The 19,204-nt window shown below is 59.1% G+C and carries 13 protein-coding genes; 6 read left to right on the top strand and 7 right to left on the bottom strand.

The annotated features are described in order from the left end of the window. Positions 1 to 330 precede the first annotated feature (330 nt). Entirely contained in the window at positions 331 to 2,403 is a 2,073-nt protein-coding gene (gene glgX / locus QQJ98_RS18045) for a glycogen debranching protein GlgX (RefSeq protein WP_284325597.1), read from the top strand. 495 nt (positions 2,404 to 2,898) lie between these two features. On the opposite strand, the gene QQJ98_RS18040 is transcribed toward glgX, so the two are convergent. The 5 genes from QQJ98_RS18040 to QQJ98_RS18020 form a co-directional block, all read right to left on the bottom strand. Next, positions 2,899 to 3,531 (bottom strand): hypothetical protein, encoded by a 633-nt coding sequence (locus QQJ98_RS18040; RefSeq protein WP_284325568.1) that lies wholly within the window; start codon positions 3,529 to 3,531, stop codon positions 2,899 to 2,901. A gap of 34 nt (positions 3,532 to 3,565) precedes the next feature. Further along, the gene (locus tag QQJ98_RS18035; protein WP_284325567.1) at positions 3,566 to 4,057 is read right to left on the bottom strand and encodes a hypothetical protein; all 492 of its coding nucleotides are present in this window, start codon (positions 4,055 to 4,057) and stop codon (positions 3,566 to 3,568) included. A 320-nt stretch (positions 4,058 to 4,377) separates the two neighbouring features. Next, positions 4,378 to 6,414, bottom strand: a complete 2,037-nt coding sequence (locus QQJ98_RS18030; RefSeq protein ID WP_284325566.1) for a catalase — start codon at positions 6,412 to 6,414, stop codon at positions 4,378 to 4,380. Positions 6,415 to 7,031: 617 nt separating this feature from the next. Beyond that, positions 7,032 to 10,721 (bottom strand): vitamin B12-dependent ribonucleotide reductase, encoded by a 3,690-nt coding sequence (locus QQJ98_RS18025; protein WP_284325565.1) that lies wholly within the window; start codon positions 10,719 to 10,721, stop codon positions 7,032 to 7,034. Positions 10,722 to 11,161: 440 nt separating this feature from the next. Continuing rightward, positions 11,162 to 12,037 (bottom strand): DMT family transporter, encoded by an 876-nt coding sequence (locus tag QQJ98_RS18020; protein ID WP_284325564.1) that lies wholly within the window; start codon positions 12,035 to 12,037, stop codon positions 11,162 to 11,164. A 122-nt stretch (positions 12,038 to 12,159) separates the two neighbouring features. Between QQJ98_RS18020 and QQJ98_RS18015 the strand changes: the two genes are divergently transcribed. Genes QQJ98_RS18015 through eno form a run of 3 tightly spaced genes read left to right on the top strand, consistent with a single transcriptional unit; the run spans position 12,160 to position 14,788 of the window. Further along, complete coding sequence (locus QQJ98_RS18015; RefSeq protein ID WP_284325563.1) at positions 12,160 to 12,570, top strand: Fur family transcriptional regulator; 411 nt, start codon at positions 12,160 to 12,162, stop codon at positions 12,568 to 12,570. A 3-nt stretch (positions 12,571 to 12,573) separates the two neighbouring features. Further along, the gene (locus QQJ98_RS18010) at positions 12,574 to 13,467 is read left to right on the top strand and encodes a DMT family transporter (protein ID WP_284325562.1); all 894 of its coding nucleotides are present in this window, start codon (positions 12,574 to 12,576) and stop codon (positions 13,465 to 13,467) included. Positions 13,468 to 13,510: 43 nt separating this feature from the next. Then, a complete protein-coding gene (gene eno / locus QQJ98_RS18005) occupies positions 13,511 to 14,788 on the top strand; it encodes a phosphopyruvate hydratase (protein ID WP_284325561.1) in 1,278 nt (425 codons plus the stop codon). Positions 14,789 to 14,951: 163 nt separating this feature from the next. On the opposite strand, the gene QQJ98_RS18000 is transcribed toward eno, so the two are convergent. Continuing rightward, positions 14,952 to 16,022 (bottom strand): NAD(P)/FAD-dependent oxidoreductase, encoded by a 1,071-nt coding sequence (locus tag QQJ98_RS18000; RefSeq protein ID WP_284325560.1) that lies wholly within the window; start codon positions 16,020 to 16,022, stop codon positions 14,952 to 14,954. 88 nt (positions 16,023 to 16,110) lie between these two features. Here QQJ98_RS18000 and QQJ98_RS17995 point away from each other — a divergent pair, with 88 nt between their 5' ends. Together QQJ98_RS17995 and rarD are read left to right on the top strand one after the other, a co-directional pair. Then, the gene (locus tag QQJ98_RS17995; RefSeq protein WP_284325559.1) at positions 16,111 to 16,995 is read left to right on the top strand and encodes a fatty acid desaturase; all 885 of its coding nucleotides are present in this window, start codon (positions 16,111 to 16,113) and stop codon (positions 16,993 to 16,995) included. Positions 16,996 to 17,047: 52 nt separating this feature from the next. After that, positions 17,048 to 17,953, top strand: a complete 906-nt coding sequence (gene rarD / locus QQJ98_RS17990; RefSeq protein ID WP_284325558.1) for an EamA family transporter RarD — start codon at positions 17,048 to 17,050, stop codon at positions 17,951 to 17,953. Between the two features lie 105 nt (positions 17,954 to 18,058). Here rarD and QQJ98_RS17985 read toward each other — a convergent pair whose 3' ends face one another. Further along, entirely contained in the window at positions 18,059 to 19,153 is a 1,095-nt protein-coding gene (locus QQJ98_RS17985; protein WP_284325557.1) for an anhydro-N-acetylmuramic acid kinase, read from the bottom strand. Positions 19,154 to 19,204 lie beyond the last annotated feature (51 nt).

The following is a 19,204-nucleotide window of genomic DNA, read 5'->3' as shown; positions in this document are numbered from 1 at the left end:
CCGTCCCTTCCTTGGGGAGGACTCTAGTCGCAGATGGAGGAAAAATCCCGTGGCAGGTCACGGTCGCTGCGCGTTCTTATTTGCGGTCAAAGGCTTAGGCGCGGGTTTGCTGGCCTGCCGTTATTCGTGGTTTTGGCGGAGCATGGGGCGTTCGTTGGCAGAAGTGCCCCAATCGCTGCCGCAAGTGCGGGTGGCGGGGTGGGCAATGCTGCGGCCGCGTGATCATGGCGGGGCTGCTTAGTCGGGTCGGATATCTTTCTGCAACGCAGCGGAACCGGGCGCGGTGGGGCGCGTTTGATGATCGCATTATTCACAAAGGACACCACCGCCATGCTGGATCAGCCGAAGCAGATTGCCGCGTTCGATATGTCTGCCGGGCGCAGTGACACGCTTGGCGCGGTTGCCGATGCGCAGGGCACAAATTTCGCGCTGTTTTCGGAACATGCGACGCGGGTAGAGCTTTGCCTTTACGATGCCTCAGGTCAGGTGGAGATCCAGCGGCTTGACCTTCCCAAGATGGAGGGCGGCATTTGGTATGGCTATCTGCCGGGCATCGGGCCGGGACAAGCTTATGGCTACCGTGTGCATGGCCCTTTCGCGCCAGAGCAGGGTCACCGCTTTAACCCCGCCAAATTGGTGCTGGACCCCTATGCAAATGAACTGACCGGCGATCTGGTTTGGGACGATGCGCTGTTCGGCTATCCGGTTGGCGGGTCAGATACCCAGTTGGACGATCGCGACTCGGCGCCTTTCATGCCAAAATGCGTGGTGGCAGACCCGAGCTTTGATTGGGATGCCGAAAAGGCACTGAACCATGCTTGGGAAGATACGGTGGTTTATGAGGCGCATGTCAAAGGTCTGACACAACTGCATCCCGAGGTGCCCGAGGCCGATCGTGGCACCTTTGCCGGGCTGGCCAGCGACGCGGTGATCGCGCATCTGCACCGGATTGGCGCTACAGCGATAGAATTGCTGCCGATCCACGGCTTTGTGCAGGACCGTCATCTGGTGGAGAAGGGCCTGTCAAACTATTGGGGTTACAACACGATTTCCTTCTTTGCCCCGAACCGGCCCTATCTGAAATCCGGTTATATCCGCGAGGTAAAGCAGGCGATCCGCCGCTTTCACGCCGCAGGCATCGAGGTTATTCTGGATGTGGTCTACAATCACACCGCCGAAGGCAACGAGCTTGGGCCGACACTGTCGTTCCGCGGCATTGACAACGCCAGCTATTATCTGCTGTCGCCGGAAAATCCACGCCACGGCTTTGACACCACGGGCACCGGGAACACGCTGAACATCGCGCATCCGATGGTGCTGCGCATGGTGCTCGACAGCCTGCGCTATTGGGTGGAGGCGATGCATGTCGATGGTTTCCGCTTTGATCTCGCCTCGACGCTTGGGCGCGAGCCGTCAGGCTTTGAACGCGAAGGCGCGTTCTTTAATGCGATCCGGCAAGACCCGGTGCTGTCAAAGGTGAAACTGATCGCCGAGCCGTGGGATATTGGCGAGGGTGGCTATCAGGTGGGCGGTTTTCCGTGGCCGTTCCGCGAATGGAACGACAAGGCGCGCGACGATATGCGGGCGTTCTGGCGGCGCGACAGCGGGATGGCACCGCAAATCTCGCAACGCTTGCTGGGGTCACCCACGCAGTTCAATCATTCGAACCGCCCTGCGACATCCTCGGTGAACTTTCTGGCGGCCCATGACGGTTTCACACTGGCGGACACTGTGGCCTATGACGACAAGCACAATGCGGCGAATGGCGAAAATGGCGCGGATGGCCATTCCAACAACCTGTCGCACAACCTGGGTGCAGAGGGGCCGACCGAGGATGCGGGCATCCTAGAGGCGCGTCGCCGCCGGGTGCGTGGGATGTTGGCCACTCTGGCGCTGTCGCAGGGCGTGCCGATGATCCTTGCGGGCGATGAATTTGGCCAGACGCAGGGCGGCAACAACAACGCCTATTGTCAGGATAACGAGACGACATGGCTTGGCTGGGAAAAGGCAGATCAGGATCTGATCACGGCGGTCAGCGACCTGCTGGCGTTCCGCAAAGAGATCGGACTGTCGCGGGCAGCCTTTGCACTGGGCGATGGTGCAGCGCAGGATGCGATGGTTGCAGAGTGGCTGCATCCGCGTGGTGGCGCGATGACCGAACAAGATTGGCAGGCGGAAGGCGCGTCCTGCGTCATGCTGCGGCTGGCGCGCCCCGAGCAACCTGATCTGCTGATCTGCCTTAACGCCGCCGACCGAATTATCATAACGCTGCCAGAAGGCGGATGGACCAAGCGGATCGACACCACGCAAACTCCGGTGGGTATGGATGAGGTCGTGGAAACCGCGGTAGAGGTGGATTGGCAGTCGGTGACGGTCTTTGAACGCAGTAACCGTCCCGCGTGATCGCCTGAAGGGCCTGCGTCTTGGCGCGGACATACTCGGACAATGCTGATCCTCAGCCGCTATTCCTTGGTGCTGCTGATCTATGCCTGAACGCGACCAGATGCGTGTTTCTCGCGAGACGGTGTGCTTTTCGCACTCATTGAAATCCGATCATAGCCACCGGACCGCAGCTCTTTCAGGCGTCACCCACAGTGCAAGACTGCGCAGGAGAACACACAGCAGTGCTGAGACCATGCCGCGCGATGCTGCTGCGGGAGCAATTCATATTTCCACACGAACATGGGATCTAAAACTGCCATAATTGGCTTTTTAGCTAAAAGAAATATTCGATTTTTGGACGGAAAATCAAAGATACTTTAATATATCATCGTTCCACGTATATTATGCTGATCTTTGATCCATAATAATTGCTCTTCTGAATAAAATATGACTGCCATGAGCTTGGGGCCACATTGGCGTGGCCCCAAGGATTTTTTTAACACCGATCCGATGTGCTTAGAAACCCATCGGTGGATCAAGTGGCCGGGTAGCGCGCAAACGGATCTGGCGTTCTTCCTCGGTTTCTTCCGAGCGCCAGCCTTCAGCCTCATACCCGATACGACGATCTTCAAGCGAGCGCGTCGGGGTGTTGTCCAGCGCCGTTACAACGGCGTTGCGATGCTCTTCCGGGAAGCGGACGCTGACGGCCACGCCACCCCGACGAATGGCCTCGGAAAACACCGGAGCATCTTCCTCGGACAGGCCCAGATCGACAATCGCACCAACAGCGCCACCCGCCAGCGCGCCACCGATGGCACCCACTGCGGTCGCAGCCAGCCAGCCCGCCGCAACCACCGGGCCCACGCCCGGAATGGCAAGCAAGCCCAGACCGGCAAGCAGACCGCCGCTGCCGCCAATCACGGCCCCAATGCCCGCACCGGTCGCGGTGCCCGAGGCATCGGCATCGGTGTTGACAGTTACGACACGACCAGTCACCGCATCACGCTGAATCAGGCCCTGATCGTAATCACGAAAGCCTTCGTCACCGATCAGCGACACGTCAACGCCCGGCAGGCCAAGCGCATTTACATTCGACATCGCAGCTTGTGCGGTGGCGTAGTCGTCATAGACTTTTGTTGTTACAGCCATAATTTTCTCCAATTCTGATGTTTATTGCGCGCGCTTAGGCTTTCGGCGTGGTGACGACGTTGCCTTTGTAGTCCACGGCAACTGAGACTTCGGCGCCGTCCACCTTGCCGATGCCGCGCCAGATGCCTTTGTCGTCCAGCGTCAAGGCCGAGACTTCGGTGACGTTCCAAGCCACCGCACGGTCACGCGCCTGCTCTTCGGTAAAGCTGTTGGCACCTTCAAAGGGTGCGCCTTCTTCCGGGGTGTTCTGCGCCCAGTTTTCCGAGCCGCACATCTCGAGGAAGGCGGCTTTGCTGATGCCGCTGGCTTCCGGGGTCATCGCGTCAACGCGCGCACGGGCGAATTCGCGCGGCGCTTCGGCATCGGTCAGGTAGCCGTTTGCATCAGCATCCAAAGCGGTGAATTGCGCATCGCAATCTGCCGTAGGCGCCGTGGCGGGTGCCACTGTTTCGGTCTGTGCAAATGCGGTGCCGCCCAGTGTGACGACAAAGGCCGCGCTCAGCATACTTGCTTGAAATCCACGCATGATGTTCCTCCTTGGAATGATTGGCGCAATGATGAATTGCGACTGCTCAGGTGATAGGAAAACACAGTGGCGGTGATTAAGTTCCGGGCGATTGCCTAGTTATACAACCGAAGATAATATATAGCGGATTATTGCCTATTACGATGCAAAGTTCAGGCAGATAAATTTCGTTTGTGCGTCAGTTTCAAGACCATAAATAAAATATGCCGGGGCATGCAGATCAACTGATCTGAACACCACCGGCACATATGCTTTATCGACCGGTTGCTTTATCAACCAATTATCGCGCCCTGCTCTAGACCGAAGCAGGGCGCGCAGGTTCAGGCCAGATCGCGGATCGTCGCCTCGCGCGCCCAGTAGCGGTGCTTGGCGGTTTCGGGCAGTTTGCTGTAATGGCCAACGCCCGCATCTGGTTCGATACCAGCCCGCGCCAGAATTACCTTCGATCCGTTGCAATGCCCGATCGCCTTCAGGTGGACGAAAGCCTCGTTGACAAAGCCCACGGCTGCAGAATCCTTGGCCAGCTTCTCAGCCACATCGGGTGCCAGGATCATCGCGATCGCATCAAACAGCATCGAAGGCGAGCCTGCCAGTTGGCCGTCGGCCTTCATCTCTCCGCCTTTCAGCTTCAGCATTCCCACTTTGGGTGCCACAGTGAAAACGCTGCCACCTTCGGCCTTGATCGCCGCGATCAGCTTGTCAATCTCGGCCTTGTCCGAGCCTTCGCCAAACAGCAGGCCGATCTTGCGGCCTTGCAGCGTCGGCTTCCAGTTCTTCTGGATCGAAAGCGCATCCGATGGTGCAAGTTCTACGGGTGCACGGAACGGTTTCGCTGCTGCGGGCAAATCCATCCCGATGCCATCCGCAACCCGCTGCGCAAGCCCCGGATCGACGTTTTGCAGATTGGCCAGAACGCGGCTGCGAATATGGTCCAACCCGACCTTCGACAACTCGAACACAAAAGCCGAAGCGATATGGGCTTGCTCGTTTTCGGTTTGCGAGTGCCAGAACATGCGCGGCTGGCTGTAGTGATCGCCAAAGGTTTCGGCGCGGATGCGCAGCTTTTCTCCGGCAACCTCTTGCGGTGCGGTCATAAAGCCCGAGGCACTGGCGCGTGGGCCGGGATCTTCAGCGGCAAGGTCCAGACTGTTCGGCTCGTAATTCGCGCGCCCCTTTGGCACGGCGGTCTGCATCAGACCATCGCGCATCATGTTGGCGTAGGGGCATTTCGGCGCGTTGATCGGGATCTGATGGAAATTGGTCGTCCCCAGCCGGGATTTCTGCGTGTCGAGATAGGAAAACAGCCGCCCTTGCAGCAGCGGATCATCGGAAAAGTCGATGCCCGGCACAATGTTAGAGGGCAGAAACGCAGCTTGCTCATTCTCGGCAAAGTGGTTGTCGGGGTTGCGATCCAGCACCATGCGACCAATCACCCGCAGCGGCACGATCTCTTCTGGGATGATCTTGGTGGGGTCGAGCACATCATAGGGCAGGCTGTCAGCCAGTGCCTGATCGAACACCTGCACCGCGAAATCCCATTCCGGGAAATCACCTGCAGCGATGGCCTCGTGCAGGTCGCGACGGTGGTAGTCGTTGTCGGCGCCTTGCAGCTTGGCGCTTTCATCCCAGACAAGGGATTGCGTGCCCAAACGCGGGCGCCAGTGGAATTTCACAAAGCTTGCAGCGCCTTTGGCATTCACCAGCTTGAACGTATGCACGCCAAAGCCTTCCATCATCCGCAGCGAGCGCGGGATGGCACGGTCAGACATCGCCCACATCACGGTGTGCATGGTTTCTGGCATCAGCGAGACAAAATCCCAGAACGTGTCATGCGCCGAACCGGCTTGCGGATAGCCTTTGTCGGCCTCCATCTTGACCGAGTGGATCAGGTCTGGGAATTTGATCGCGTCTTGGATGAAGAACACCGGGATGTTGTTGCCGACCAGATCCCAATTGCCTTCCTCGGTGTAGAATTTGACCGCAAAGCCACGCACGTCGCGGGGGGTGTCAACCGACCCTGCCCCGCCAGCCACGGTTGAAAACCGCGTGAACAGCGGTGTCTTCTTACCTTTTTCGGCAAACAGCGCAGCTCGACTCAGTTCTGGGATCGGATCAGTACATTCAAAATAGCCATGCGCTGCCGAGCCGCGGGCGTGCACGATACGCTCGGGGATGCGTTCGTGGTCAAAGTGGAAAATCTTTTCCCGCAGGATGAAATCTTCCAACAGGGTCGGGCCGCGGTGACCCGCACGCAGGCTGTTCTGGTTGTCAGAAATCGGCATGCCGCTGTTGGTCGTCAAAGCTTCCCCGCCCTTTTGCTGGGTTTCGCCTGCATTTCCGATTTCGGTATTGTACATAGGACGCGCCATTTTGCTGCCTTTCTGACTGGGTGCTGAGCCGCGACAAGCCGCAAGAATTGGCATTGAAGATGAGACGCGGGTAACGAGCAAGGTTGGATCACAATGCGGCTACGTCTGAAAACGATGTCAGAGGGAATTGGTTCCTGATCATCGAACTCGAGCAAATCGAGAATAGCGAGATTCGGCCAAAATCAGGAATATGGGGCCAAATAACGTGACAAAGGTGGTTGTCCTGCGCCATCAGCTTTTCAGAAGTGATAGTTAATAGAGCGGCAATGCATCGCCTGCCTTCTGCACGAACTTCACCGTCAGTCTTGCGCGGATCGGGGATTGACCTCTCGGCATCTGCCCTCGAAGCGCGCAGCCTGTCCGCCATTTCAGCCCGAAAGCGAGCCTGCGCCTCTTTGTGCCGCAGGGAGGCTTTATGATCAGCAGTTGGCAGGGCGGAAGGGCAGAAAGCCTATCGGTTTCGGCCAGCTTCGGCACTTGTTGCAAAACAAAGAAAAAGCCCATGTTTCCATGGGCTTTTCTGCGGTTCCCGAAGGTCGGACCCAAGGCATAGTCAGCCGATTTGCGCTAACTATGCCCCAATTTACAGACAGTTTCTTACAAACTCAGCTGCACCCGCTCGTGCCGCCGCAAGTGTTGCACTTCATGCAGGTGCCGTTTCGCACCAGCGTGTAGTTGCCACATTCGCCGCAGGGATCGCCCTCGTAGCCTTGCATTTTCGCTTTCACCCGCGCGTCCATTGTCACGGTGCCGCTGGCAAGGGCTGTCGCCCCAGCGCCGCTCAGGGAGCGTGCGGTTTCAGGGATCAGCATGTTCAGCGCCGACACCGGATCGGTGCCATTCGCCAAAGCCATCGCCCCCATGCCGCCTTGCAGCGCCACCAGTTCCGACGGCAGGCGCTTGCGCAGATAGCCGGTGGACGAGATTTGCTTCAGCACTTCCAGCCCGCGCGTGGCGGCTTGGTCCGAAAGCTCGGAGATGTTGCGCTTGCCCTCGTCTTCGCCGCGACCCAGATCGTCAAACGACGCCCCGGTGGGTTTGACATGGGCGAGATCGGTACGATCCAGATAGGAAATCGCCAGCTCGCGGAAGATGTAGTCCAGAATAGAGGTGGCGTTTTTCACAGAATCATTGCCCTGCACCATGCCCGCAGGCTCGAATTTGGTGAAGGTGAAGGCCTCGACAAACTCTTCCAGAGGCACGCCGTATTGCAGACCAACCGAGACCGCGATGGCGAAGTTGTTCATCATGGCGCGGAAGCCTGCGCCTTCCTTGTGCATGTCGATGAAAATCTCGCCCAAGGTGCCGTCGCTGTATTCGCCGGTGCGCAGATAGACCTTATGGCCGCCGACGATGGCTTTTTGGGTGTAGCCCTTGCGGCGCTCCGGCAGCTTGTCGCGGTTGGTGCGGATGATATCTTTGTAGATGATTTTCTCGACGATCTTCTCGGCCAGCACGGCAGCTTTTTCTTGCGCCGAACCGGTGGCGAGAATTTCTTCTGCCTCTTCATCATCTTCCACCAAAGCCGAAGCCAAGGGTTGCGACAGTTTCGAGCCATCGCGGTAAAGTGCGTTTGCTTTGATCCCCAGCGAATGGCTGAGTTCATAGGCTGCCAAAGTCTCGGCAATGGTGGCCGAATTCGGCATGTTGATGGTCTTGGAGATTGCGCCTGAGATGAACGACTGCGCGGCGGCCATCATGTGAATATGGCTTTCCACCGACAGATAGCGCTTGCCGGTTTTACCGCAAGGATTGGCGCAATCGAACACAGAATAATGCGCGGGCTTCAGGAACGGAGCGCCTTCCAGCGTCATCGTGCCGCAAACATGGTCGTTCGCGGCATCAATCTGCGCCTTGGTAAAGCCCAGATGGCGCAGCAGATCAAAGCTGGGGTCCACCAGTTTTTCCGCCGGGATGCCGAGGGTTTTCTTGCAGAAATCTTCGCCAATCGTCCACTGATTGAACACAAAGCGGATGTCGAAAGCCGAAGGCAACGCGGCTTCGATCTTTTCCAACTCGCGCGCGCCAAAGCCGTGGCCGACCAAAGCGGTGGTGTTGATGCCGGGGCAATTGCCGATCGAGCCATGACCGACCGCATAAGCCACGATTTCAGCGGCCTGAGAGGTGGAATAGCCCAGCTTTTCCAAAGCGGCTGGCACCGATTGGTTGATGATCTTGAAATAGCCGCCGCCCGCCAGTTTCTTGAACTTGACCAGTGCAAAGTCAGGCTCGATGCCGGTGGTGTCGCAATCCATCACCAGACCGATGGTGCCGGTGGGGGCAATCACGGTGGTCTGTGCGTTGCGGAACCCATGGGCTTGGCCCAAGGTCAGCGCCTCGTCCCACGCCGATTTCGCCAGTGTCACCAGCGTCTGATCCGGACAGTTGGCGGCATCCAAGGCCACAGGATTGACGTTTACCGCCTCGTAGCCCGATGTTTTGCCGTAAGCCGCCGCGCGGTGATTGCGGATCACCCGAAGCATATGCTGAGCGTTGCGGGCATAGCCGCTGAAGGCGCCCAGTTCGCCCGCCATTTCCGCCGAGGTTGCATAGGAAACCCCGGTCATCAGCGCGGTCAAAGCGCCACAGAAAGCGCGGCCCTCGGTGGAGTCATATCCCAGACCCATGTTCATCAAAAGCCCGCCGATATTGGCATAGCCCAGACCCAAGGTGCGGAAATCATAGGACAATTGCGCGATCTCTTTCGAGGGAAACTGCGCCATCGTGACCGAGATTTCCAGTGTCAGCGTCCAAAGGCGCGTCGCGTGGATATAGGCGTCGGCGTCGAATTTTCCATCCTTGAAGAAGGTCAGAAGGTTCATCGAGGCCAAGTTACAGGCGGTGTCGTCAAGAAACATGTATTCCGAGCACGGGTTCGAGCCGCGAATGGCACCGTCTTCCGGGCAGGTATGCCAAGCGTTCACAGTGTCATGGAACTGGATGCCCGGATCGGCGCAGGCCCAAGCGGCATGGCCAACCTGATCCCAAAGATCACGGGCTTTCAAGGTCTTGGCGGTTTTGCCGTCGGTGCGGCGGATCAGCGCCCAATCGGCATCGTCCTTCACAGCGGTCAGGAAAGCATCGGTGACGCGGACCGAGTTGTTCGAGTTTTGACCGGAGACGGTGATGTAAGCCTCGGAATCCCAATCCACGTCATAGGTGGGGAATTCGATGGATGTGAAACCTTGGCGCGCATATTGCAGGATGCGGTTGGTGTAAGTGTCAGGGATCATGGCCTTTTTGGCCGAACGGATCGCAGCTTTCAGGGCCGGATTCTTGACCGGATCAACCGAATCCTCGGCCGAGCCATCCCATTGGCGGATCGCGGTGAAAATCTCGTTCAGTTTCAGCTCATGCGCCTTGGAGCCTGCGACGAGGCTTGCAACCTTTTGTTCCTCAATGACTTTCCAGTTCACAAAGGCTTCGACATCGGGGTGATCCATGTCGCAGATCACCATTTTGGCCGCGCGCCGCGTGGTGCCGCCCGATTTGATCGCCCCTGCCGCACGGTCGCCGATCTTCAAAAAGCCCATCAGGCCCGAAGATTTACCACCACCCGACAACTTTTCGCCTTCACCGCGCAAGCTGGAAAAGTTGGTGCCAGTGCCAGAGCCATATTTGAACAGCCGCGCCTCACGCACCCACAGATCCATGATGCCGCCGTCGCCGACCAGATCATCCTTTACCGATTGGATGAAGCAAGCATGCGGCTGGGGATGCTCGTAAGCGCTACTAGATTTAGTAAGCTCGCCCGTGACGTGATCAACATAGTAGTGGCCTTGGCTTGGCCCATCAATGCCGTAAGCCCAGTGCAGCCCGGTGTTGAACCATTGCGGGCTGTTGGGCGCCGCCATCTGCCGCGCCAGCATAAAGCGCATCTCATCATAATAGGCCTTTGCATCGCCTTCGGTCGTGAAATAGCCGCCCTTCCAGCCCCAATAGACCCATGCACCAGCCAAGCGGTCGAACACTTGTTTGGCCGAGGTTTCGCCAACCAGACGCTGCTCGGGCGGCAGTTTGGCCAAAGCATCCTCGTCAGGAACCGAACGCCACAGGAATTTGGGAATATCACGTTCTCTCACACGCTTAAGCGCCGCCGGGATACCTGCTTTGCGGAAGTATTTCTGCGCCAGAACGTCCGATGCCACCTGGCTCCAGCCCTGAGGCACCTCTACGGCTTCGTTGCGAAACACCACGGTGCCATCCGGATTGCGGATTTCCGACACCGTCGTCGAGAACGCCATCGCGCCGTATGCACCGGTTGCTTCGGTGGTAAACTTCCGCTCGATTTTCATCTGCCTGTCCCATGTTTCGGCGCGGATTCTGCTGAGCCGCGTCCTTGTCAAAGTCTTTCGCCTTGGCTTTTTCCATCTCACCGCAGCCGAAGTTTGGCTGTGCATCCCTATATTTCGGGGCGCGACGGTGAGCTTTGGAAATACACTGGCACACTACATCTTGTGGCCAGTAACGGCGCGTCATCAACTTGTCGTAAATCCGAACAGGCATCAACGGATTTATTGCACCTACCCACAAGATTTTGTGCTTGACCTAAACCCAATGTCTAGCCGTGCCATCACGCCGATGTGAGAAGATGTGTCAGAGCGCATGCGCCTTGTGCTTCATGTGAAATCTTAACAGCCGCAAAAACCCAAGCCGTGCTGCACCTTTGCGCGGTTTGGTTCAGATCGTGTTGCAGCGGGATGATTCCTCCACAGGCTGCAAAGCCAGCGCAAGCCTAGCGTCGATTGATCAGAATGATTCCCGCAGCAACAAAACCGGCCGCCATCATGAGGCCAAAAGACAACGCTTCGTCAAAAATGAAGTAGCCCAAAATTATCGCAAACAGCGGTGTCAGAAACGAAAAGCTTGCGACGGTCGAGGTTGGATAAACCGACAACAGCCACAGCCAAGTGATGAATACACCCGCCACCACCACGCCCGCCTGCAGCACCAGCCAGACCCAATGCATCGCTTGCACATCGCGGATCAGCGGGCCGAAGAGCGGGCTGGCCGCCAACAAGATTGGCCCTGAAATCAACACCATCCAGAACAATTGCGCCTCTGGTCCGGCCTCGCGTAGCCGGGTTTTGCGCGCCAAAAACGCGGTGCCTGCCCAGCCCCAAGCGCCAACCAACGCCAAGATATCGCCTGCAACACTGGCATGGCCTGATGGACTTTTCGACAGAATCGCCCAAGCCGTGCCGATGAAGGCAAGGCCCAGCCCAAACCCACGCTTGGGGGTGATCCGCTCGTTCGGCAGCCAGAAATGTGCGGCAACCGCCAGCCAAAGCGGCATCGAGTAAAAGATAACCGAGGCACGGCCAACAGCTGTCAGATCCAAAGCCATGAAAAGGCAAAGAAACTCGGCCGCGAACACCGCACCGATCGCAAGGCCGGGTCCAAGATCTGCCCAGCGAACCCGATGCCACAAGCCACGGTATTGCAGCCATGCAAACACGAACGCCACCGCCAAAGCCGAGCGTGCGCCAGCGAAAAACACGGGTTGAAGGCCGCGATTGACCTCTTTCACCACGATCTGATTGACCGCCAGCAGCAAAGTCACCGCAATCAGGGCCGCAAGCCCTACCCTGTCCAGTCGCTCTTTGCGCATCTTGATCCTCGTTTTGGCGTCAACCTCTGGCGCACCCGCTGCGAAGTCAAGCCACGCAAAATCGCTGGCAGCACCGCGCGCTTTCCCTTACACGCGGGCCTATTCAGAGGGAGAGCTTTGCCATGACCGACCTGATCTCGCGCGGCGTCGCAAAAGGCTTGCGGATGACCGATCAGCGCCGCGTTGTTGCACGGGTGATTGCAGTGGCCGACGATCACCCGGATGTCGAAGAACTTTACGCGCGTGCCGTGCAGGTTGATCCGAAAATCTCGCTGGCGACGGTTTATCGCACCGTCAAGATATTCGAGGAAGCGGGCCTGCTGGAGCGGCTGGAATTCGGCGATGGCCGTGCGCGCTATGAAGATGCAGAGCGCGACCATCACGACCATCTGATTGATGTGAATACGGGCCAAGTCATTGAATTTGTGGATCCCGAGATTGAGGCTTTGCAAGAGCGGATCGCGGCGCGGCTGGGCTATCGGCTGATCGGGCATCGGCTGGAATTGCTTGGCGTACCGGTCAAGAAGGGATAGATTTTGGCCTCTGATAACCTGCGCGGCATCCTGTTCATGGTGGTGTCGATGGCCCTGTTCGGGCTTGAAGATATGTTTCTGAAAATGGCGGCTGAAAGCCTGCCGATTGGCGAGATCATCTTTATCTCGGGCGTGTTTGGCGTGGTGATCTTCGCGCTGATGGCCTGGCATGAAGGTCGGCCGGTGTTCAATCGTGCTGCGTTGCATCCGGCTGTTTTGGCGCGTGGCTTGGGTGAAATGGTCGGCACATTTGCCTATATCACAGCCCTTGCGACCGTGCCGTTGTCGACGGTGTCGGCTGTGCTGCAAGCCTTGCCTTTGGCGGTGACGATGGCTGCGGCGCTGTTCATGCAGGAAAAAGTCGGCTGGCGGCGCTGGGTGGCAATTGCGGTGGGATTTGCTGGGGTGATTTTGGTGATCAGGCCCGGCTTGGATGGCTTTCGCCCAGAGGCGCTTTGGGTGCTGATCACGGTGATTGGTCTGACCCTGCGCGATTTGATGGCACGCAAAATCCCCGCAGACACTTCAACCGCACAAATCTCGACCTGGGGGCTGATGTCGGTGGCCTTGCTTGGCGCGCTGATGATGGCAGGTTCGGGTGAGGTTGCTGTGCCAACGCTTTGGGAAAGCTATGCTTTGATCGGGGCGCTGGTGTTTGGCACTGCGGGCTATTGGGCGATCATCGGGGCGACCCGGATCGGCGAAGTCTCGGTCGTAGCCCCCTTCCGCTATGTGCGGCTGGTGTTTGCGGTGCTGATCGGGGCGCTGGTTTTCGCCGAATATCCCGATGTCATAACATTGTGCGGCTCGGCGCTTATCGTGGCCTCGGGGCTTTATTCCTTTGCACGCGAGCGCGCCCGCAAACGCGCGCTTTCCTTGAACGCACCCTTGGGCTAAGACGCCCAAGAGAGCACCATTTCCGCCCATTCGGAGGCCAGACATGAGCACGATCATTGATATCCACGCCCGCGAGATTCTCGACAGCCGCGGCAACCCCACTGTAGAAGTTGATGTGCTGCTGGAAAGCGGCGCGATGGGCCGCGCGGCGGTGCCATCGGGTGCCTCGACCGGCGCGCACGAGGCGAATGAGCGCCGCGATGGCGACAAATCGCGCTACATGGGCAAGGGTGTGCTGGAGGCTGTGGCCGCCGTCAACGGCGAGTTGGCCGAAGAAATTGTCGGCTTTGATGCAACCGAGCAAGTCGGCATCGACCGCACCATGATCGAATTGGACGGCACGCCGAACAAATCGCGTCTGGGCGCAAATGCCATTCTTGGCGTGTCTTTGGCTGTGGCCAAGGCAGCGGCAGAATTCACCGGCCAGCCGCTGTTCCGCTATGTCGGCGGCACCTCGGCGCGGATGCTGCCAGTGCCAATGATGAACATCATCAACGGCGGCGAACATGCTGATAACCCGATTGATATTCAAGAATTCATGATCATGCCGGTTGGGGCTGCGAACGTGAAAGAGGCCATTCGGATGGGCTCGGAAGTGTTCCACACCCTGAAGAAAGAGCTGTCTGCGGCGGGCCATAACACCAACGTGGGTGATGAGGGTGGCTTTGCGCCCGGTCTGAGCTCGGCGCGTGACGCTTTGGATTTCATCCTGAAGTCGATTGAGAAGGCCGGCTACAAACCCGGCGAGGATATGTTCCTTGCGCTGGATTGCGCGGCCACCGAATACTTCAAGGGTGGGCGTTATGAGATGAAGGGCGAAGGCAAATCGCTGTCCATCGAAGAAAACGTCGATTTTCTGGCTGGTCTGGCGGCGGATTATCCGATCATCTCGATCGAAGACGGCTGTTCCGAGGATGACTGGGCGGGCTGGAAGCTGCTGACCGACAAATTGGGCAGCAAGATCCAACTGGTGGGCGACGATCTGTTCGTGACCAACCCGCGCCGTCTGGCCGAGGGCATCAAGCAGGGTGTGGCCAACTCGATGCTGGTGAAGGTCAACCAGATCGGCACTTTGACCGAGACGCTGCAAGCCGTCGATATGGCGCACCGTGCGCGCTATACCAATGTGATGTCGCACCGCTCGGGCGAGACCGAAGACAACACCATCGCCGATCTGGCAGTGGCGACCAACTGCGGCCAGATCAAAACCGGGTCGCTGTCGCGCTCGGACCGGATGGCGAAGTATAACCAACTGATCCGGATTGAGGAAATGCTGGGCGAAACCGCTGAGTTTGCGGGACGTTCAATCCTGCGCGGCTAAGGTTTTTCGCTGATCTTTCAGGCCACGCAGGGCGATGCTTTGCGTGGCTTTTTCATGCGCTGCCACAGTCCCCAAGCCGCCCCGGACTTGATCCGGGGCCTCATGGTGTAAGGTGAGGCCCCGGATCAAGTCCGGGGCGGCGGGGAGAGCGCGCGGGCGGGCGCTAGATTGTGCGCAGCAAACGGTTGGGGCGGAAATCGCCAAGCAGGGGGTGATCGCCCTGCCCTGTGATCTCGGCGGCCAAAGCCTCACCCGCCAAGGCCGAAAGCGTCACACCCGAGTGCATCACGGCTAAACTCAGCCCCGGCAACACGGCCCCGATCAGTGGCAGGCCGTCGGCGGGCACCGGGCGGAAGCCAAGGGTGAAACGGTCCAATTCCAGATCGGGCGCGTTAAAGCGGGCGCGCAGGCGGTGCAGCGTGGCGTCTGCCATGGCCTGCGGGTTGGCGATGGATTCGGATGCATCGGCTTGGTGGTTGACGATGCCGGGGGCAAGGATGGCACCGCTGGCGTCTTGGCGGATTTCCTGATCCGGCGTCACCAGAATGTGGTTGATGCGCCATGTGACGGGTTTGGTGTAGACCATGATGCCGGGGCGGGTCAGCATCGGCAGATCAAGGCCAAGCGGCGCCAAGAGTGCGGGCGACGCCACGCCCGCGGCAAGAACGGTATGGTCAGCGGTGAACGGGCCAATTGCTGTGCGCGCGCCTTTGATCTGGCCTGCGGCCTCGATCAGCGATTTCGCGGCGATGCCACTCAGAACCTTTGCGCCAGACGCTGCGAGCAAGGCGCGGGTCAGCGCTGCGGGGTCAACCGAACCTTCGGCGGCGATGTGCAAGGCTTGCGCAGGGGGATTGGCGACACGAGGCTCTAACGTGGCGATTTCGGCTTGGGTCACGGCTTTGGCTGCATAGCCGAGCGCGGCAAGTTCGGCGGCTTTGGTCTCAAAATCCGCGCCTTGCTGCTCAAACCACAGGGTGCCTTGCCAGTTTGGCGCGGCATCGGGCAGCAGATGGGCAAGGCGGTGATGCGCGGCCATTGCGGCCACCCGCAAGTGATGATGCGCCGGGTTCTCGTAAAAACTCGCATTGATCCAGCCAAAGCTGCGGCCAGAGGCGGCGCTGGCGGGGGTTGCGGCGTCAAGCACCGTCACTTGCGCGCCGTGGCGGGCAAGGTGAAAGGCAAGGCTGGCACCGATGATGCCTGCGCCAATGATCAGGACGGATTGTGCCATCTGGCCCCCCTTTGGTGGCAAATTGGCACGGCGCTGGGGCGGGGGAAAGGGGCTTGCATGGGCAATGGCGCTGCGACAGATTGCAGGTATGAATCACAAGAGCTTTGTTTCTAATCTTGCGCCCGAGGTGAAGGCGCGTCTGCAGATGCGGTCAGATCGGGCGGGTTTGCGGCATTTGGCGGGGCATCTGGGCGCTATTCTGGGGGTTGGCGCGCTGATTTCTTCGGGTGTGCCGGGTTGGTGGCTTTTGCTTCCCGTTCAAGGCGTGTTGATCGTGTTTCTGTTCACGCTGGAGCATGAGGCGACGCATAAGACGCCGTTTGCGTCCGAGCGGTTGAATGAGGTCGTCGGGCATCTGTGCGGGTTTCTGCTGCTTTTGCCGTTTCAGTGGTTTCGCTATTTTCATCTGGCGCATCACCGCTGGACCAATCAACCGGGCAAAGACCCCGAACTTGCGGGCGAAAAGCCGAACCGGATTGCGGCTTGGCTCTGGCATGTCTCGGGTCTGCCCTACTGGAGTGCCGAGGTGCGGCTGCTGATTGATCTGGCGCGCGGGCGGGCCGGGGGCGCATATCTGCCCGCCAGCGCCCTGCCCCGGATTGTGGCCGAGGCGCGCTGGATGCTGGCGGGGTATGCGCTGGTTTTGGCGTCATTGCTGATAAGCCCGCTGCTGTTCTGGGTCTGGCTGTTGCCGGTGCTTTTGGGCCAACCTGCGCTGCGGCTGTATCTGCTGGCCGAGCATGGCGACTGCCCGCAGGTGACGAATATGTTCGAGAACACCCGTACCACCTTTACAACCGCCGCGATGCGGTTTCTGGCGTGGAACATGCCCTATCATACCGAGCATCACGTCTATCCGGCGGTGCCGTTCCACCAATTGCCCGCGTTGCACCAGATCATGCAGGATGAATTGCGGGTGACGAGCCAAGGCTATGCGGCGTTCACCAAGGCTTATCTGACGCGGCGAATGTAACCCACACAAGTTAGCCGTGGCGCGGGGCTTGGCGTGAAGGTAGCAAAGGCGCATGGAAAACGTGCCCCCCAAGAATGAAGACTCGCTGCGTGGCTTTGGCTTTGCGCTGACTGCTTATCTTTTGTGGGGGTTTTTGCCGATCTTCATGAAGGCGGTGGCGCATATCTCACCGGCTGAGGTGATCGCGCATCGGGTGATTTGGTCGATCCCGATTGCTGGTGCAGTTTTGTGGGCGACGGGGCGGACGGCGGATCTGTGGCGGGCGTTGCGCACGCCCAAAATGCTGCTGATGGGATTCGCGACTGCGGCGCTGATCTCGGTCAACTGGGGGATTTATGTCTGGTCGATTGGCGCAGGGCATGCGCTGGACGCGGCTTTGGGCTATTACATCAACCCGCTGTTTTCGGTGTTTCTGGGGGCAATGTTGTTGGGCGAACGCCTGAGTGCGGCGCAGAAATGGGCGATTGCGCTGGCGGCTTTGGCGGTGGTGGTGTTGACGATCGAGGCGGGCAGATTGCCGGTCGTGGCCTTGGGGCTCACGGTCACTTGGGGCATTTATGCTTACCTGAAGAAGTCGCTGCCGATTGGGCCGAATCAAGGGTTCTTTCTTGAGGTTCTGATTCTGCTGCCCTTCGCGATTGGCTATGTGATCTGGGCCGAGGTGACGGGAAGCAGCCATTTCATGGCGGGGGTAACCTCGGACACCGTGTTGCTGCTGGCCTGTGGATTGGTGACGGCGGTGCCGCTGATGATCTATGCCAATGGCGCGAAACTGCTGCGGCTGTCCACCATCGGCATCATGCAATACATTGCGCCCACGATGATCTTTCTGACGGCAGTGTTCGTGTTTGGCGAGCCATTTGGCCGTGGCAAGATGATCGCCTTTCCCATGATCTGGCTGGCTTTGGTGATCTATACGACCTCTTTGGTGCAGCAAGCGCGGGCGGCGGGCAAGTAAATCGCGGCTCTTTTGGCGGCTGATCGCGGCTGATTTTGTCCCAGCTGGGACAAATCTCTGTAGGTTGCGATTTTGAAAAGGAGACCCACTAAATATGGGGCAAGGTTACGGTCGGCTGATCTGACCACCACCGACGGCTGCGGGAACGCCCGTCGTGCTGGGGCAAGATGTTGGCAGGCCGTAGGCGACGCGGGCGGCAAGATAGGCGAAGGCTTGCGCCTCTAGCATATCGCCGTTCAGGCCTGCGGCCTCAATCGGCTCTACCCTGCACGGCATCCGTTGGGCCAGCTGCGCCATCATCGCGGCATTGTGGCGACCACCGCCCGCGACCAGCAAACGGGTGATCGGTTGCGGAAAATGCTCGGCGGCGCGGGCGACAGAGGCTGCGGCAATCCCGGTCATTGTGGCTGCGGCATCGGCGTTTGAGAGTTTATGGGTTTTCTTAAAGAAGGCGTGGAAGTCATTGCGATCCAAGGATTTTGGCGGGATCTTGTGAAAATAAGCCTGCGCGAGAAAGGCTTTCACCAAGGCCTCATCAACCCGCCCATGCGCAGCCAAGGCACCGCCCGCGTCCTGCGCCAGACCAAGGCGCACCTGCATCAGATCATTGATCGGCGCATTGGCGGGGCCGGTGTCAAACGCCAGCAACGCGCCGGGGGAGTCCGGGCTGGGCTGGCTGGGGTCGATCCAGGTGACATTGCCGACGCCGCCAAGGTTCAGGATCGCCAGCGGTTCGGTGGCCTGTATCCATTTGGCACAGGCAAAGTGAAAGAACGGCGCCAAAGGCGCGCCCTGCCCGCCCATCTGCACATCGTTCGAGCGGAAATCCCACACCACCGGCAGGTTCAGCGTTTGCGCCAGAAGTGCGCCGTTTCCAGCCTGATGCGTGCGGCCATGCGCCGGATCATGCGCCAGTGTCTGGCCATGAAAGCCGATCATCTCGGCACCTGTAAAACGGCTGAGCACCTCGGCATGGGCGGTTTCCACCACTTCGGCGGCGGCGGCCACGGCCAGATCCCCCGGCCATTGCCCCAAAGCTTTGCGGATCGTTGTTTGCTCGGCGGTTGAATAGGGGCGGTAGGCGTCGGGGCCGAACTCGACAATCACATGACCGTCGGTGCGCAGCATGGCGGCATCCACACCGTCCAGCGAAGTGCCCGACATTGTGCCAAGCACCCAGATCGCCCCGTGTTTCGCCATCTTCCCCTTGGCCCCCTCGCCCGCTATACCCTGCGAACCTTAAAGCATGAG

The organism is Cypionkella aquatica (genome assembly GCF_030161095.1).
Lineage (GTDB): Bacteria > Pseudomonadota > Alphaproteobacteria > Rhodobacterales > Rhodobacteraceae > Cypionkella > Cypionkella aquatica.
Note: the sequence above shows the minus strand (reverse complement) of the source record. Positions and strands in the feature narration are given on the sequence as shown.